Here is a 17266-nt window from a genome sequence, read left to right as displayed (position 1 = left end):
GCGCCGGCTGGCCAAATTTACCTCTCAAGGTCCACCGGTCACGGGATAGGTGCGCCTGCACTAAGCAAAAACCTCAAACTAACCCACTAACTGAGCAGCAAAGATCAACGAAGGGCCGAAAAACCACTCAATGTGGTGAGTAGGTTCTCCGGTGGTGATCGTGCGTGAGTTCAGTCGAGCAGAAAATCCGACTTTTTCAACAGAATCGGCCAGAAGCGGACCCTCAGGAGAATCGATGGAGCTAGGGACGAATCAAACGACTGGTTAAGTCGAATGCAAATGGGTAGTCAGGTGGAGTGCAATTACCCATTTTACGCCATTCGTAATTTTTTCGTCGCTCCCCCCTCAGAAATATCATGACATGCCATCATGCTTGCTCCACAACGCTGTTTGAGCACAGATATGTGTTCCAGTCATCATGAATGCCAAGCAGGCAAATTAGGCGGCCGCTAGGCCCATCTGAGAAGATAAAAGGATTAAATAGTGAAGTCAGTATATAAGCGCGTGATCACTTTCCACTGCCTAGGTACAATCTATTACCAAGGACTAGCATTTGGTGAAGCTGGAAGAAATCTGATTGACTCTAAACAAAATAACCTATTCGTTCCGGGCATGATAAACATCTGCCTGGCAACCGAAATTTTCCTTAAGTCGCTTAATGCGACTATGACTTACATTCTGGATGAGAAAGACGGCGAGGTTGTCTCAGCGGGACGAGACGAGAGTCTTGTTATTAAGCCCGGAGGTCAAGGGCACCATCTCAGTAAGTTATACGAGAAGCTACCAGACGATACTAAGGAATCCATCAAAAGCTTCGCAAAGGCAGAAGGTTATCGGGGCGATATCGCGGAAGGCTTGCGGCGCTACGACAAAGTCTTTGTTGAATGGCGTTACATTTACGAAAAAAACGATCCAGGAGTGCTGGGTACTAGCCCGCTTTTCGAAATTTGTAACGCGATAGATGCCCATTGCAGGCAATGGGTCGACCAGATGGTGGGTGCGGCGGATGAAAAGATTGACGAGAACCATCCCGAATTTGATCCGGTCTAGNACGAGAACCATCCCGAATTTGATCCGGTCTAGCCACTAGTGGAAACCCGGCTCACTCGCCGGGTCTCTGAAAGCTTGAACGTAGAGGTTCAATTAGGTGAAGGGGGCTCCTGACTTCTTAACTATCAATCTTCGCCTACCACCTCGGGAATGACTGGCACTGGTGAAGTTTTCAAGCGTATGACGGCCGGTGCCCTACATCGACATTACGGCGTAAAGGCGAGGCTTGGAGCCGGATAATCAGCAGATCAGGACTTTGCATGTTGCACGCTTTTGCTCCAGTTCAACTGTCAAACGTGTTCTTAAGCGTATTTATATAGGTTATGGATGGGGCGCCGTCAATCCACCCCACCGCAGCCGCGTGCCTGTGCAATCACACAAGTGGCGTCGCTTACTCAGCATATGCTTAAAACTAGCAATTATTCGACGTTGTCCCCTAATTGGATCTGCTCCATTTCCAACTCAAGAATCTCGACTATTGCACGAGCCTGAGCTAAGTTGAATTCATCAGCCATCGTTTTCAAAGTTCTTATATGCTTCAATTTCCATGCTCTGCTATTTACGCGGAAAAAACTATCTAACGCTTTTTCTGCCGCTTCGTTGTCTGCCGGAAGAAAGTGGTCAGCTAAACGGGCCGCATTTAAATATTTTATTCCGCATATGCTTATTGTCTCTACACCTTTAGATTGCTGTGGTTTCGCAACTATTCGACCAATCCGATCATAATCTAGATAATCATTCCACTCATCTTTGTGGGGGTGAACCAGCAAATAATGACGGGAATCTGCCGGGACGCTCGCAACATCTACACCAGGAGCGATAACGTTCTTGCTGCTCTTCGCGCCATTACACGTCTTACACACGGCTGCAATGTTTTCAAGTGAGAACATAAATTGCGGATAAGTATCCTTGTCTAAAATATGCTCCGCATCAAATGAACCGTTATGAGGGTCGAGTTCCTTGCTGCAATAACAGCACCTACGAGCCTGGCGATGATAATAGTATTTTTTTACTTCCTTCTTAAATGTAGCAACTACCCTTGCAGACTCGCCCTCCTTAATGCCCCAGTGCTTTTTATTAGCCAAGCCGTCGCGCTTCAACTGCTCATGCTCTTCAGCGGTGATTTTATTTATAACTCCGAGCACATCTGCCTTTGCGCGAATGTTAGGCATCTTTTTCCATGTCCATGCTTAGCAGGTCGATAGCATCACTAATAAGAGCAAGGGACTTATCGTCAGGAAAGTCATTGTCAGCGTAAAGTTTTCGCAATTTTTCGAGCTCGGCAAGCGAGCTTTGTCGAGCTGACTTACTTCCAGCTTCGCCGTCGGTGATTAAAGAAAATATCTCATTTGCCAAATGCACGCTTTTAAAAACAGGTGTATTAAATACATCCTGCAGTGTGGCCTCAACTGAAGTCACATCTTGGCCCACAGATTGTGATACTGCTTTACGCATGACCTGCGTGATACCTGCCCCTAGGGCCTGGCCACGCTGAACAATCAACGGAGAATGGGTGGCTATTAATATATGACAGCTATGAAACGGTTCTAAAGTGGCGAAGAGATTTTCAAGGTAAAGCTGCTGCCAGCGAGGGTGTAGACTCAATTCAGGCTCATCAATAAGCACAAGACTCCCATTCTTAAGTGCCGTTGCCAAGCCTATTACCGAACAAAGCATTTGCTGCTGGCCAGAGCTAGCATCGGCAACGTCGAATTCATTGCCTTCTAGGGTGGTTAGCTCGCATTTTCTCAACATTAATAAATCTAATCGCCGTAACAGAGACAAAGATTGGAATATTGCAAAATCGTAGCGACCGCTGGATTTAATAGAGCCTATACCATGTCGTATTGACCTGGACTCTATATCAATGCCTATAATCTTCATAGATTCGGTTATTAGAGCAGCCAAGTCGGTAACACTTACTTTTGTTAGCTCTTTATCCAATCCAGAGCGATTTATTTTTTGGCGATCAGCGTAGCGCTTTCTGCCTTCGAGATACTCAGTCAGCTGACCTTTGCGATTCGCATCGATAATGGAGCGAAGCCCGATTCTTGCTTCATAAGTGAAATAAATTCGATCTAGTAGGCCTAGATTTGTCATTACTCTAAGTATGGAGCTCACGCTTTCCAATGACTCGCTTAGTCGGTAAATTGCTTGCTCTAATGTATTTTTAGATAAACTCGAACTCACTAGGCGCGTAGATTTATGCAGCCCCGCGCAAATATATATAGAGTCAGATGCATCGCCTTCAGAATACAAGCTGGTAAGTGACGAGTCATGATCGATGGGTGGCGGAAATCTATTAAAAGGACTATATGTTTGTGCAATTACACGAGTTGGCTCATATGGATTTATCCCGCCATCCTCGATAAGATGAAAGCCTTTATACTTCCATGAGATCTGCCCTTTTTCCGGTCTTGATTTAGGCTTTCGGAATGTATTTGCAAGGAAGCTGAGAATCTCAGATTTTCCGGACCCATTTGGGCCTGTTAGTAGGTCAACACGATTGCTTCTTTGATCTGAACTCTCGTCCAGTTCCAGCCAAACTCGCTCCGTCCTAACGCCAAGAATTTCCAACGATGATGCTCCCTGCGCATGGCTGTATTCGCCATATTGAATTTTTAGCAGAGCCTACGACCTCCCCCAGCAGAAATCTACATGGAGTGAGATAGAACGCTTTACTGTGGAAATCCCCATCACCGATCAATCGGCTCCTTCTGTCCTCCATTGCTTCTCCAGCCAATGCGACTGACCGTAAGGGGGCGGTAGTTGCCTGTCGCAGTCACGGAGTCTAACCAGTGAGGAGGGGCTGGGTAGACCATGATAGGTGTGCCTGGTTGCCGTGTCCGATAAAAAAGGCCCCCACCCTCGGCTTGAGTGTGGGGGCCTGTTTGACATAAACGGCGTTATTCGTAACGCCGAACCTAACCTTTAATTCCAGTCATACATACGCTGTTTGAGCTCAGCTAAACCGCCATCGCGGGCGATCCCTCCTTCCACAGTGCGGCGGCATCAAGCTGACGTTTTAGACCCTCCCTAAGGGGCAGAAACCGGCCAAAAGCAGTCACTGACGACAGCTGAAAAATGGAGACGGACTCATGTCAGAGGCAAGGTCTCGCACTCGGCATCATAATGTATATCCTAAAAGGCTTTCTGAATGGCCATGGAGGTCAATATTAAGCGTCAGCGTTGCGCGTTAACGAAATATTCAATTTTAACGCTGACACTTTCACCTTTGTCGGTAAAGTTAATGGCTATAGGCAGCCCGTTTTCTAGATGTGCATAGCTTGCCGTAAGTAGGCTTTCACCTGATAAAACCAGATAATACCCAGAGCTATCACAATTTATCTCGAAGAATTTCATTCTGCCTTTTCCGTCGGGCCACGTAATATATCGACCTGAAGTCGTAAATCCGACTGAGAGAAATTTTTTAAGCGCACGAGAAGAGCAAATCATCCATTCAGCCTTACGAGTAGGGAGTGTAGCTTCCGAGTTTTCAGTTCGGTGATTGTAGAATAGTATCTGCCCGCTCAACCAGCTGTGAACTTCCTGTGCTAAATTTGAACCGTACGTATCAAAAACGTAATGAGTGTCGGTGCCCGAAAGAAAAGCTTCGCGCGGTAGACTTATATGCGAAACTATAGGCTGAACTTGAGCTATTGTGAGCCTTCTGAATAAGGCATATTTTCTCACGGACGAGCCGAGTTCTTCAGTAACCTCACGCTTAAATCTGTCTAATGATGCAACGTCCAAGCTCTGACTGGCAATCTGAGACTTAATCTTTTGTTCAAGCGCTGCACTCAACAAGTCGCAAAACTTACAAGCATATTCCCGCAAACTTAATGCTTGCTCTGACAAGACTCCAAGTCTGTCTATAAATCTAACGTTGGCCAAGGTTTTAAGCAGCGACGTTTTTAGCAAGGGTACTCTTTGAGATGCAGCCTTCAGCTCACCCAGCAAGCTATTTGGAATTGCTGGCGTAGACATTTCCGGCTTAATGGTCGCGCCAGTTGCACGGAGAATGTAAATATTCCAAAGCTCGTAGACTATAAGAGCCCCTATGGCATCTACTATTTTATATTCCTGAAGGTCATTGCGAAGCCCGTAAAAATCACCAAAATTTTTCGCAGATAAAAATGCTTCGATGCACTCCCCCAAAGATGTCGGAACTGGAGAGTGACCGACATTAAATGAACGCGATCCGGCTGGATTGCGTAGCTCTCTACACTCGACGACTATTTCAGGATGCGTAGATAACAATGCAGCTAAAGCTCTCAAAGTTGCTATTTCTATTTCGCTAGAAAACCTTTTTAATGCTATACCTTTCCAGCACTTATCTAGGGCCATATCTATAGCCTCAAACTTCTCCTTGAGTAGCGCCTTATCCGAGATTTTTACTTGGAGATATGCTTGCATCTCTGGCTTATACTTAGTCTCAACTTTCTTATTAAGCTTGTCTACGGTTGTTCGTCCAGCATACGTGTCAGCAACGTCTTTATCGAACTCAGGCATGCATGCGCACCCCCACAACTCTGAAACTTCTTCAGGGAGACCCCATCCGCTTTCGTGATAATTGCTCTTAAATTGAATTACTTGACGTACATTACTCAAAAGCTCAGGAATATTTGCCGGCTGCTCACGAACAGAGGTCTCAATCAGAAAATTAAAATGCTCTTGCAAATATGTATAAGCCTCATTGCTAGACTTTGCTTTATTAGCAAAACTAAGAAACAGACGACCATTTCGGCAGAAGCGGCCATACGATGGGAGCTTATCCTCTCTGAATCTCGCGATTCTTTCAATAACTCCAATCTGTGATCTATATTCTTCTTTAGAGAGAATCGCCTTCATGGCAAGATACAAATAGAACCCAGCTATGGCTTGGTAAACATCGACCTCCCTGGAAACTTCAACCGCCGCCAAGGCCGAGGGGAGAGACGCCAGCAAATGACGCGCATACTCATTTGCTTCATAGTTGTCTAGATCGCTAAAGGCCTTGTAAGAGATATTCTTGATTCGGCTATCTAAGTCGACTTTGGACGGATCAGTGCAGAGCAAATAGGACTCTAGCTCTATCAAGGCAGCGATATTATCCTGAACTCCCACCTTGTTATAAAATAGCTTTTTTATTCTTAGAAAGTTAGAGAAAGATAGGCCCTGCTCACCATCAGATCGCAGAAAGCTCGCCTGTGCGTAATTATTGATACTCCGATATATACGCCCGTGTATCTCTTCTATGTTCGACATGAAAGTGTACGTAAACTTAAGGTGCCGATACACCTGACACACCACAAAGCCGAACCAGGCTGTTAGCGCGCATAAATACGGCACTAACAAAATCAAATCAAACAGCCGAATTGAAATAAGCAATTTAGCCATGAGAGAAGCGGCTAAAACCGTGAACAGTTGTCGATTTAGCCTTTTAGCATCTATACCGGAAAGTGAAGAAGTTATTTTTAGCAGCGAGGGGCTTCTGTAGCGTGTTCTGGTTGCATCGATTACATTTAAAGATATTGGAAGCGCAAGTGCACCCAAGGCTGCGGCGATGGTAATTATATCAGTTATCAATGTCACCCAAACTGCACTTTTTTCCTCTGTGATTGCTGCTTGCGCGGCAGTCATTGTCCAATATTTAAAACTCTCGATCGTTTGACTAGCCTTGCTGCCGAACTGAAGTATAGAGTTGAAGATCTCAGAAAATTCCATTTCGCATGTCTCACTTGACATTTAAGCAATCAATCGCATTAGTTGATAGCTGTTTTCTTAGTTTGCGAAACAGCTATTTCTATCGTGCATTCGTGTGTGAAATTTACACCAATCGCTTCAACAAATCTGCCCAGACGACAATCAACATCGAAGTAGACATATTCCTATCGCGACTGTCAGCTTTGGGTCGGTTAGCGACCACCACGCACCGTGACTGATCCACCCTTGTCCTCCCTCAACGTGGAGGACAAACCATGAAGATCATTGCTACATATAGTCATCAACCTTGGAACAAGGGAAAGCTAGTCGGACAGAAAGCCCCGCTCCGAGTCAGAGATATCTGGGCCATTCGGGTAAGACTCCAACTCGCGGAAAAACACGGGATCTGGCTCTCTTCAACCTGGCCATCGACAGCAAGCTGCGTGCCTGTGACTTAACCAAGCTACGAGTCCGAGACATAGCCCATGGGGAACATGTGTCGTCACGGGCCATTGTGATGCAGCAGAAAACCCAGCACCCAGTGCAATTTGAAATCACAGAGCAAACCCGAACAGTTCTGGAGGCTTGGATGCATCAGGCCCGCCTCCGCAGCGAGGACTTCTTGTTTCCGACCCGGTTGCACGGCTCAGACCATCTATCCACCAGGCAATACGCTCGAATAGTCAAAGCGTGGGTGACAACCATTGGCCTTGACCCAACCATGTACGGTACTCACACGCTCCGGCGAACCAAGGCATCGCTGATCTATCGCAGGACGAAGAACCTGAGAGCTGTGCAACTCCTGCTTGGTCATACGAAGCTTGAAAGCACTGTCAGATACCTGGGTATCGAGGTCGATGATGCCCTAGAAATGGCTGAACAGACGGAGGTGTAATTCCTCTGCGATGGTCGCAACTAAACTGTCGCCAATAGCTGCCAGTGAGGTGAACCGGACTGACTAACCGAATTGTAAGCGCTCCATAAACCCCACCTGCACATGAAGCGCCGATTCAAGGATGCTGAGCTCCCATTTCTCGCTCGGATCGACCAATCCGCCGGACGGTCTGTTAGTCGTTACGTGTCTGTTCAAGCCGCTTATCAAGCTCGCTTGGCGGCAAGTTCGGCGTCGAGTGAAGCGTCAGCCAGACGGCCCGCAGAATGTTGATCGCGGCCATGTTCAGGTGTTGTTCGGCGGCGTGCAGGGCCAGTTCGGCTGCCAGGCGCTTGTCGGCAGCACTGAGGTGCGCCGTTTTGTGGGTCATGTCCGCATCGACGTTGGCCAACAGCCCCTGGAGTTCCTGCACCGCCTGATCCGATGCCTGACGCATGTCCACCAGCAGGCGGCTGGCTTCGGCAGGCGTCATGGCCAAGGCGCGGACGCTGCGAAAAGTCAGGCGGGCGGGCAAGGTGGCCAAACTGAACCCCGTCGAAATTAACTTGCCAATCATGCGAACAACTCCTGTAAACGAGTGCTTCAGCAGCGTATCAGAGTAAATCGCAAAAAAATGTCTGCTCATCGTTTGCCAGAATCAACTCTCCGCCTCTTTTTGGCATCAAGCGTCTGATCGTCGTCAGAACCCTCGAACGATGCGCCCATAGGCACTTTGGAGTCGGATTCAGGCAGCCTTGGCAAAGGTGTTGCACCTAGCCGATGTCCAATTTCTTCAATCGAGCCAGGCCTTGTTTGATATGACCGGCGTTTTCACCCATGGTCCACAGTGCACCACGGACATTTCCGCCCACTTCCTGTGCCCCTTGCTCCTCAATCAGCAGGGTCAACTCCATAATGGCCGCCTCTAAGGCCTGCTGATTTTCGAACAGCCTTTCCAGTACATCCGACAGTGAATAATCGCTTGGCATGGTGTCGATTCCTTTCGAGAAAGCTCAAGCATAGCAGCGACAGTGCCCCCAATTGGAACCTGTAATAGGTTGATTGGAGTATGGTCAATTGATGAAGCTGTCACCGGCTACTTTCGCCCCTTTGCAGACATTCATAACGTTGGAGTTAAGGCTGCGCCGATGCGTCGGCCTTGAATGCTGTAATGGACTCTCCTTACGCCACACTTCTGCGAACTGAACAGTTCGCGAAGATCGCCGGGAGAGCTGCCATAAAGCGTATTACAGTTGATTTGGCCAAGTCCGTTTACCAGGTTGCCGAGAGTGTCCATTGTTAGAAGCGCTCACCTGATTTTCCTAAGCAGCTCTCGGGTATGTACAAACCTGACCATGCGATGTGATATTGCCCTAATAGAAAAGAAAAAAGCGCTAAAGGAAAAAAGCACGAGTATGATTGGAATGAAGAAGATCATTAGTAAGATAGGTGATTCTGGAGTATTTGGTGTGTTGCCTTTGAATTGCCACATGATGGTGGCAATAATTGCGCCACTAGCCAACCCTAAGACAAACAAAATTGTTGCCTGAAGAGCTCTTTCTGCAGCGTATAAAGATCGACGCTGAGCGGGGCCTGGCTGAAATGCTCTAGATCTATTGTAGAGCAGAGCGGAAAACCCAAACAAAATTGCCAGAATTGGGAAACATAATGTTGCTAGGTAGAGAAAATCGTTGCGTATAAGGTAGTGGTAGAGCGCGCTAAAAAAGATTGTTGCGCCCAGTGACCATATTGTGAAGAAGAAAAGCCTTATACATTGGCGGACTATTAAACTGATTAGGCGATTTAGCAAGCACAACACTCCTTTGCTAGTGATTCTAACGTTCAGGTTAAAGGCGGGCTTTAGCCCGTCCCAGAGAGCACAGCGAACGGTTTGAACCGTTTGTTAGGCTGCGGGTTTGAGCCGAGGCCGAACGCTCCCCCCCTTGTTAAGCGCTTTTGCGCAGAAAAGGGTAGTCCAACTCATAGCAATCGCACACTCTTTTATAAATAAGGCTATCGCCCTCATTATGTGCGGCCAGTGTGAGATAGTAATTTTTTTCTTCATGTTCTTGAAAAACAATCCACTCACCAGTCAATTTCTGCTTCCTCGCTCGCTCTTTCAGTGCGCCGAAAGTAATTCCGGTTGAAATGTGACTGATAAATTCGTCGTCAACTACACCTGACGTGTTCTTGTCAAATGCCTCCTGAATTAACTTGTCTAATTTTTTTCCACCTCCATTATCCAATCCCATATGAATGCCAATATTTTTTAGAATGAAGGAGGCATCGGTGAAATGAGTTTTCATCAATCCTTTTAGAGGTTCTTTATTAAAGACCGTGGCTTTCTTTGTTTGTGTTTTAGCGCCTAGACCTTCTAGGTGTCTAATTTCATCCATCATTTGGTGGATATTAATAACTCGCTTTACATTCATTTGGATAGTTTGAGCAAGGAAGACCATGCTAAACCTAGAGATATCCAACCCGAAAAAACTGACATTGCTTGAAACTAGCTCTTCAAGTTGCTGTCTATTCAGCGACACTTTCTCCATGCTTAGCTCCTGCCAATAACTACAATTGGGCGACATGCCATGTCGCGTTTTCTGTCGCAATGGCATGTCGTATAACGTTCCTTGTCATCCTGTAAGCCCTTTTTTTCCTGGAAGTGGTCACTGCAAACGCGACACTATTCGAGGAAAAACGCGACATGGACGGCAAGCCCAGGCTGCCCGATTGGTTTCGGTAGCAGCCCAAGCAACGCTACTGATTTGCTATCATCCTGTCCACTGGCTGCTTTTGGCCGAGAGCAGTCATTCGTGACCCACAATTTTGGACTCAAATTGACTTTCTGGTCCGAGCGATCAGCATCGCACTTCTAACGAAACTACGCTTTTAATGAGTGCCCTCTCTACACAGGCTCCGCGTCATCGACCGGCAATGAAGCAACCATTTCAGCGCGGCACACCTCAAGGATTTCATCAGCAATTGCGGAGTCATCCGGGCAGGCACGCGACAAAATAATCGCGCCGACGGCCCGCGACAGCAGGTCGATCATTTTCTTTCTCCCCTCACCCGCCTCAGCATCCGTTCCTGTCGGGTATTTCTCTCCTAACGTCCGCAGAGTGTGTTCAATTCCTTCGGCAAACGTTGCTTTCACATCGTCCGACTGACGCGCCGCGTCGCCACACAGTGCGGCCATAGTGCAACCGCTGCCGCGTCCGTCGCGATGTTCTCTGTTCACATAAACGTTGATGAAACCGGGAACATCGAGCGCTTGGGCGGTTGTCAACGATTTGCCAAGACTGCAGGCAGAGGCTTCGACCATCAGGTCGGCCTTCGAACCGAAATGCTTGTAGAAGCCTCCATGGGTGAAACCGGCAGCCGCCATGAGATCCGCCACACCGACGCCGTCAAAGCCACGCTCACGGAACAGCTGTGAGGCCGTTTCAACGATGTGTTCTCGATTGGCCTGCGCCTGGGCCTTGGTCACTCTCACATGCAATACCTCGTGTTTACCGGGAAATCATGCGCCCAATCATACATAGATGCTGGTCATAATCAAAACCGTTGACAGTTTAGATTACTATCATCATCCTAATTCAACACACCACCGATCTCCATCAACGGCCACGGAAGAAACTCCAGATGACCAACCAGAATCTGTTCACACCTTACACCCTTGGTAGCCTGGCGCTGTCGAACCGCGTAGTTCTCGCACCGCTGACACGCAACCGCGCAGGCCAGGGCTTTGTCCCCAGCGAATTCGCGGCCGCCTATTACAGCCAACGCGCCAGCGCCGGCCTGCTGATCAGCGAAGCCACGCAGATTTCCCGACAGGGCCAGGGGTATCAGGACACCCCCGGGATCTACACGCAGGCGCAGATAGACGGCTGGCGTACAGTCACCGATGCCGTCCACGCCAAGGACGGAAAAATCTTCCTGCAGCTGTGGCATGTCGGCCGCGTCTCACACGTTGATCTGCAAGAAAACGGCGCCGCACCGGTGGCCCCTTCTGCGCTGCGTGCCGCTACCAAAGTGTTCGTCAACAATCGCTTTGAAGACGTCTCCGAGCCCCGCGCGCTGGAAATCAGCGAACTGCCGGAGATCGTCTCCGATTTCCGCCAGGCCGCAGCTAACGCGGTCGCTGCCGGGTTCGATGGCGTGGAGATTCACGGTGCAAACGGCTATTTGCTGGATCAATTCCTCAAGGACAACGCCAATCTGCGGACCGATGCTTACGGCGGTTCGATTGAAAATCGTGCGCGTCTGTTGCTCGAAGTGACGGCGGCTGTCGTCAATGAGATCGGAGCGGATCGCACCGGCGTGCGCCTGTCTCCAGTGTCGCCGGCTAACGGCGTATCCAGCAGCGATCCGCAGGCGCAATTCGATTACGTCGTCGAGCAACTCGACGCCCTCGGTGTGGTTTATCTGCACGTGGTCGAAGGCGCGACCGGCGGCCAGCGCGACGTGGCACCCTTCGATTTCGGCGCCCTGCGCCAGCGTTTCAAAAACACCTATATCGCCAACAACGGCTATGACCTGAACCTCGCGACGGCAAGGCTCGCCAAAGACCAGGCCGATCTGATCGCCTTCGGTCGCCCGTTCATTGGCAACCCGGACCTGGTGGAGCGCCTCAAGAGTGGCGCGCCGTTGTCCGCCTTCAATCCCGCCACCCTTTATGGCGGCGGCGCGGCGGGCTACATCGACTACCCGACGCTGGCTGAATCCAGCATGACCACGAGCTGAGCAATCAGTGATCGCACTTTCTGTTTCTCATATCCTGAAGAGATGAACCCATGAGCACTCGCCCTACTGTTCTCATCACTGGCGCCTCTACCGGCATTGGCGCCGTCTACGCCGAGCGCTTCGCGCAACGTGGCCACGATCTGGTGCTGGTCGCACGCGACCAGGCTCGTCTGGACGCTCTGGCAACCCGGTTGCGCAGCCAATACGACGTCGCCATTGATGTCATTCCAGCGGATCTGACCCAACTCGACGATCTAACCACCGTTGAAAGGCGCCTGCGAGACGACGCTCGCATCGGCATTCTCGTCAATAATGCCGGCGCCGCGCTGTCCGGTAACTTCGTCGATCAAAGTACCGACAGCGTTGCGCAACTGGTCGCCCTCAACACCACAGCACTGGTGCGGCTCGCCAGCGCCATTGCTCCACGCCTGGCGAAGGCGGGAGCAGGTGCGATCATCAACATCGGTTCGGTGGTGGGCCTGGCGCCGGAGTTCGGCATGACGGTCTACGGTGCGACCAAAGCCTTTGTGCTGTTCCTTTCCCAGGGCCTTAGCCTGGAGCTTTCGCCTCAGGGTGTCTACGTGCAGGCTGTATTGCCCGCCGCCACCCGCACGGAGATCTGGGATCGCTCCGGCATCGACATCAACACCTTGAACGAAATCATGGAAGTGGGTGATCTGGTGGATGCCGCTCTGGTCGCTTTCGACCGCGGCGAACCCGTGACCATCCCGCCGCTGCAAGAAGCGCAGCGCTGGGATGAGCTGCAGAGCGCACGTCAGAGCCTGCTGGGGCAAATCCGCCAGTCGGCAGTTGCCCAGCGCTACCAGACTCCACATTGATTTTTTGGTAGCGAGCATTCGCGGCGGATTCGATGCAGGCGCATGGCACCGAATCGAATCCAGCCCGCTGTCCGGAGTAACAATGAATTCAACGCAGACAAATTCCCCCTCGGGTTCGCCGACGTCGTTCATCAACGCGGCGAACCAGTCAATCACGGTCAACGGCGTTCGCTTTGCCTATCGCGACACCGGCCACGCAACCGGTGTGCCCCTCGTACTGTTCAATCATTGGGGCGCGGTGCTGGACAACTTCGACCCCGCGATCATCGATGGCCTGGCGCAAACCAGACGCGTCATTACCACCGACTATCGCGGCATCGGCAGCTCTGCTGGAACTGCCCCACTGACGGTTGGTGAAATGGCCGACGATGCCATCCAACTGATCCAGGCGCTGGGGCTGAAAACCGTTGATGTGCTCGGTTTCTCCCTCGGTGGTTTCGTCGCTCAGGACATCGCACTGAAGGCGCCTAATTTGGTGCGCCGTTTGATACTGACCGGCACCGGACCGGCGGGCGGCACCGGTATCGACAAGGTCGGCACGGTGTCGTGGCCATTGATCCTCAAAGGCTTGCTGACCCTGCGCGATCCCAAGTTCTACCTTTTCTTCACTTCGACGGCCAATGGACGACGGTCCGCCTCGCAGTATTTACGACGCCTCAAAGCACGCAAGAAAAATCGCGACAAGGGCCCGACGCCCCGCGCTTTCCTGCGGCAGTTGGAAGCCATCACCGCGTGGGGCAAACAACCGCGGCAAGAGCTCGGACGCTTGCGGACGCCGACGCTGATCGTCAACGGCGACAACGACATCATAGTGCCCAGCGTTAACTCGTTTGAGCTGGCCAAGCTTATCCCGAACGCACAGTTGGTGATTTATGAGGATGCCGGGCACGGCGGCATTTTCCAACATCACGCTGACTTTGTGGCAAAGGCGCAGGCGTTCCTCGATGCTTGACCACGTCACGCAGCAACACCGCAACGCACCGGCTACCCTCCTTACAACAAGCAAGAGCCGCACCACGATGAAAGCATTTCTAATTGATCGCTATGGCAAGAACCCCGGGCGCATTGGCGAAGCGCCCGCCCCCGCAATCGGTGCCCACGACGTCTTGATCGAGGTACATGCGAGCAGTGTCAACGTGCTGGATTCGAAGATCAGCAAAGGCGACTTCAAGCTGATCCTGCCCTACTCATTTCCGTTGATACTGGGCAATGACCTGGCGGGTGTCGTGGTTGAAGTCGGCTCGAAGGTGACACGCTTCAAACCGGGAGACGAGGTATACGCTCGCCCGCCCGAAGCGCGGATCGGGACGTTCGCCCAATTGATCGCCGTGAACGAAAACGCGGTCGCCCTGAAACCTGCCAATACCAACATGGCCCAAGCCGCGTCCCTCCCCTTGGTTGCACTGACTGCCTGGCAAGTACTGGTTGAAACCGCTCGACTGCAAAAGGGCCAAAAAGTGCTGATTCACGCTGGTTCCGGCGGCGTCGGCACCATTGCTATTCAGCTTGCCAAACACCTCGGTGCGTTTGTCGCCACAACCACCAGCACCGCTAATGTCGAATGGGTCAAGGCGTTGGGGGCCGATCTGGTGATCGACTACACACATCAGAACTTCGAAAGTGTCCTGCATGACTACGACGTGGTGCTGAACAGCCTCGGCGCCGACGTGCTGGAGAAGTCACTCACGGTCCTAAAACCCGGTGGCCAACTCATTTCCATCTCAGGGCCACCCACTGCACAGTTCGCGCAGGAGCAAAGGTTGTCTTGGCCATTGCAGCAAGTCATGCGCCTGCTGAGCCTTGGCATTCGTCGCAAAGCGCGCAAGCAGGACGTCAGCTATGCGTTCGTGTTCATGCGGGCCAATGGCGCTCAACTGCAACATATCACCGCGCTCGTTGAGGACGGAATCATCAAACCTGTGGTTGATCGTTCCTTCACCTTTGAATCAACGGCAGAGGCATTGAAGTACGTTGAGCAGGGACGAGCCAAGGGCAAGGTCGTTGTTTCGCTCAAATGACCTCGCCGCCTACTCATGAATCGACCGTAGAAGTTGCACAGCTTTTACTGCTTAAGCGGTCATCATCCGAAGTGATTTCGCCAGAGGTGCAGGAACAGCAAGCGCTTCAACCGGATGTTGCGCGGGTTGAACCGCCCGTTATCGTTTGGCGCAGTTTCATGCTTGAGCCATAGGGCGAAACGGGTTGCATGGTTGGGGGCGAGTATCGCTCGCTCCAACTATCACAATCACCGACAAATGGGCCGAATCCCCAATACCCAAATTACTCGCTCACCTCTAAACGGACACTGAACTCCCCATCCATCGCTGCAAGCTGCTCAATGCCTGAAATAAAACGCCCGAGGTGAACCAGATCACCGGAGGTCTGAAAGCCTCGGTAGTACACCACCAGATTGCCCCAAGGCGCATACAGCGCGAAATCTCCCACGGATGGCGTCAGGCCGAACGGGGCAGAGCCGGTTGAGACCTTACGCGGCGGGAAAGCGATTTTCTCGACATGGTTGTAGTCGCTGAACTTCAACGTGAGCGGCAGCATGGACACAAGATCGCGGGAAGCCGGATTGTCATTGAGTTCCAACACTGCCTCTTGACCTGCAAATTTTAGTTTGACCTTGGTCAGCATCAATGAGTTGTCTAGCATGACAGGCGTCACTTTGCCCGGAGCCATTTGATCAGGGCTTTGGTGCAGCGATGAGCTTTGGGCCATGGCTACATGACTCACCGATGCACAGATTAAAATCACCGAAAGAATTAGCCACACGGTTGATTGATCGTCGCCTCTCATGTCCATACTCTACTCGCTGAGAGACAGTTGATCTCGTCAGGCTGTCGCGTTCGACTCGACAAGATGAACTTCCGTAGCATTGCGCCCCGCCAGCCAGGCAAGCACAGACGCGGCGACCAACACGGCGGCGCTGAGCTCGAAGGTGGCTTTGTAACCGCTCAGATCAAAGGCCAGACCGCCAATGACTGCGCCTCCGGCGATCGCCAGTTGGACAATGGCCACAAGCAAGCCTCCTCCCGCTTCAGCATCATCCGGGAGCGTTTGCGCCAGCCAAGTCCACCAGCCGACCGGCGCGGCCGTGGCAACCAGCCCCCAGATCCCGAGCAACACAGCGGTCAGTGCCGGTGATTTACCGAAGCTGACTAATGCCAGCGCGATAGCCGCCATGATCAGCGGGATGACGGTCAACGTGCGGTAGAGGCCGCGGCCAATAAACCTTTCGATCAGAAAGGTGCCAATAAAACCTGCCAGTCCCAGCCCCAGCAGCATGAACGACAAGGTTGAGACACTGACGCCAGTCACGCCCTCAAGAAATGGCCGCAGATAGGTGAACAGCATGAACTGGCCCATGAAAAATACGCTGACGGCGACCATCCCCAAAGCGACTTGCAACCGCTTCATCAGCTGCAGGGCGTTGCCGCTACCCACCTGGCGCTCCGCCTTGAAGGACGGCAGGCTGATCAGCAGCCACACGGCCGCAAATGCTGCGACAGGAACAACGCAGAAGAATGCGCCGCGCCAGCCGATCAACGAGCCGAGGAAGCTGCCCGCCGGAGCGGCGATGACCGTGGCCAAAGCGTTGCCGCCATTGACGATGGCCAGCGCACGGGAAACCTGATCAGGTTGCACCAGGCGCATGGCAGTCGCCGCCGACAGTGACCAGAAACCACCGATGGCTATCCCGATCAAGGCACGCCCAAACATAAATGAGGGGTAGCCCGGGGCGAGCGCGACGACCGTTCCGGAGACGATCATCAGTAAGGTCAGGCCCAGCAGCAACGGCTTGCGTTCGACGCGAGCGGCGACCGAGGCAATCAACAAACTGGTGATCAATGCAAAGGCACCGGACACGGAAATCCCCTGCCCGGCCTGGCCTTCGGTGATGTGCAGGTCTGCCGCAATCGGCGTCAGCAGGCTGACGGGCATGAATTCTGAGGCGACCAAGGCGAATGCGGCCAACGACATGGCCAGCACGGCGCTCCAGCCGCGTTTTTCTATAGAAGGAAAGGTCATGGGAACTACCTGTGGTGCGAAAAAAAATCGTGTGGGTGTGATA

Annotated in this window: 15 protein-coding genes and 1 pseudogene; 7 read left to right on the top strand and 9 right to left on the bottom strand. The window is 51.5% G+C overall.

Annotated features, from left to right (window positions below):
* Nucleotides 1–483 precede the first annotated feature (483 nt).
* Nucleotides 484–1050 (top strand): hypothetical protein, encoded by a 567-nt coding sequence (locus tag HCU66_RS23625; RefSeq protein WP_205890831.1) that lies wholly within the window; start codon nucleotides 484–486, stop codon nucleotides 1048–1050.
* Nucleotides 1051–1469: 419 nt separating this feature from the next.
* Here the strand turns inward: HCU66_RS23625 and HCU66_RS23620 are convergent, their stop codons facing one another.
* The 3 genes from HCU66_RS23620 to HCU66_RS23610 all read right to left on the bottom strand — a co-directional run bounded on the left by HCU66_RS23620 (nucleotide 1470) and on the right by HCU66_RS23610 (nucleotide 6756).
* The gene (locus HCU66_RS23620; protein WP_205890830.1) at nucleotides 1470–2222 is read right to left on the bottom strand and encodes a hypothetical protein; all 753 of its coding nucleotides are present in this window, start codon (nucleotides 2220–2222) and stop codon (nucleotides 1470–1472) included.
* Complete coding sequence (locus HCU66_RS23615; protein WP_205890829.1) at nucleotides 2215–3627, bottom strand: AAA family ATPase; 1413 nt, start codon at nucleotides 3625–3627, stop codon at nucleotides 2215–2217. The genes HCU66_RS23620 and HCU66_RS23615 overlap by 8 nt, the downstream gene beginning before the upstream one ends.
* Nucleotides 3628–4233: 606 nt before the next feature.
* Nucleotides 4234–6756, bottom strand: a complete 2523-nt coding sequence (locus HCU66_RS23610) for a hypothetical protein (RefSeq protein WP_205890828.1) — start codon at nucleotides 6754–6756, stop codon at nucleotides 4234–4236.
* Nucleotides 6757–7010: 254 nt separating this feature from the next.
* On the opposite strand from HCU66_RS23610, the pseudogene HCU66_RS23605 reads away from it, so the two are divergent.
* Nucleotides 7011–7630, top strand: a pseudogene (locus HCU66_RS23605) (tyrosine-type recombinase/integrase).
* 172 nt (nucleotides 7631–7802) lie between these two features.
* On the opposite strand, the gene HCU66_RS23600 reads toward HCU66_RS23605, so the two are convergent.
* Together HCU66_RS23600 and HCU66_RS23595 are read right to left on the bottom strand one after the other, a co-directional pair.
* Complete coding sequence (locus HCU66_RS23600; protein ID WP_205890827.1) at nucleotides 7803–8183, bottom strand: hypothetical protein; 381 nt, start codon at nucleotides 8181–8183, stop codon at nucleotides 7803–7805.
* A gap of 196 nt (nucleotides 8184–8379) precedes the next feature.
* Complete coding sequence (locus HCU66_RS23595) at nucleotides 8380–8595, bottom strand: hypothetical protein (RefSeq protein ID WP_053184852.1); 216 nt, start codon at nucleotides 8593–8595, stop codon at nucleotides 8380–8382.
* A 435-nt stretch (nucleotides 8596–9030) separates the two neighbouring features.
* Between HCU66_RS23595 and HCU66_RS27340 the strand changes: the two genes are divergently transcribed.
* A complete protein-coding gene (locus HCU66_RS27340) occupies nucleotides 9031–9156 on the top strand; it encodes a hypothetical protein (protein WP_277397074.1) in 126 nt (41 codons plus the stop codon).
* A 396-nt stretch (nucleotides 9157–9552) separates the two neighbouring features.
* On the opposite strand, the gene HCU66_RS23590 is transcribed toward HCU66_RS27340, so the two are convergent.
* A complete protein-coding gene (locus tag HCU66_RS23590) occupies nucleotides 9553–10155 on the bottom strand; it encodes a hypothetical protein (RefSeq protein ID WP_205890826.1) in 603 nt (200 codons plus the stop codon).
* Nucleotides 10156–10511: 356 nt separating this feature from the next.
* The gene (locus HCU66_RS23585; protein WP_205890825.1) at nucleotides 10512–11099 is read right to left on the bottom strand and encodes a TetR family transcriptional regulator; all 588 of its coding nucleotides are present in this window, start codon (nucleotides 11097–11099) and stop codon (nucleotides 10512–10514) included.
* Nucleotides 11100–11248: 149 nt separating this feature from the next.
* Between HCU66_RS23585 and HCU66_RS23580 the strand changes: the two genes are divergently transcribed.
* The 4 genes from HCU66_RS23580 (at nucleotide 11249) to HCU66_RS23565 (ending at nucleotide 15206) form a co-directional block, all read left to right on the top strand.
* Nucleotides 11249–12349, top strand: coding sequence for an alkene reductase (locus HCU66_RS23580; RefSeq protein ID WP_205890824.1), 1101 nt, complete (start codon nucleotides 11249–11251; stop codon nucleotides 12347–12349).
* A gap of 50 nt (nucleotides 12350–12399) precedes the next feature.
* Complete coding sequence (locus HCU66_RS23575) at nucleotides 12400–13188, top strand: SDR family NAD(P)-dependent oxidoreductase (protein ID WP_205890823.1); 789 nt, start codon at nucleotides 12400–12402, stop codon at nucleotides 13186–13188.
* An 82-nt stretch (nucleotides 13189–13270) separates the two neighbouring features.
* A complete protein-coding gene (locus tag HCU66_RS23570) occupies nucleotides 13271–14140 on the top strand; it encodes an alpha/beta fold hydrolase (protein ID WP_205890834.1) in 870 nt (289 codons plus the stop codon).
* 67 nt (nucleotides 14141–14207) lie between these two features.
* Nucleotides 14208–15206 carry an NADP-dependent oxidoreductase gene (locus HCU66_RS23565; RefSeq protein WP_205890835.1) on the top strand — a complete coding sequence of 333 codons (999 nt, stop codon included), beginning with the start codon at nucleotides 14208–14210 and terminating at the stop codon, nucleotides 15204–15206.
* Nucleotides 15207–15468: 262 nt separating this feature from the next.
* Here the strand turns inward: HCU66_RS23565 and HCU66_RS23560 are convergent, their stop codons facing one another.
* Both HCU66_RS23560 and HCU66_RS23555 read right to left on the bottom strand, forming a co-directional pair.
* A complete protein-coding gene (locus tag HCU66_RS23560) occupies nucleotides 15469–15990 on the bottom strand; it encodes a cyclophilin-like fold protein (protein ID WP_241015642.1) in 522 nt (173 codons plus the stop codon).
* Between the two features lie 36 nt (nucleotides 15991–16026).
* The gene (locus HCU66_RS23555; RefSeq protein ID WP_205890832.1) at nucleotides 16027–17223 is read right to left on the bottom strand and encodes an MFS transporter; all 1197 of its coding nucleotides are present in this window, start codon (nucleotides 17221–17223) and stop codon (nucleotides 16027–16029) included.
* Between the last annotated feature and the right edge of the window lie 43 nt (nucleotides 17224–17266).

It is taken from the genome of Pseudomonas frederiksbergensis (assembly GCF_017114915.1).
GTDB lineage: Bacteria > Pseudomonadota > Gammaproteobacteria > Pseudomonadales > Pseudomonadaceae > Aquipseudomonas > Aquipseudomonas frederiksbergensis_I.
Note: the sequence above shows the minus strand (reverse complement) of the source record. Positions and strands in the feature narration are given on the sequence as shown.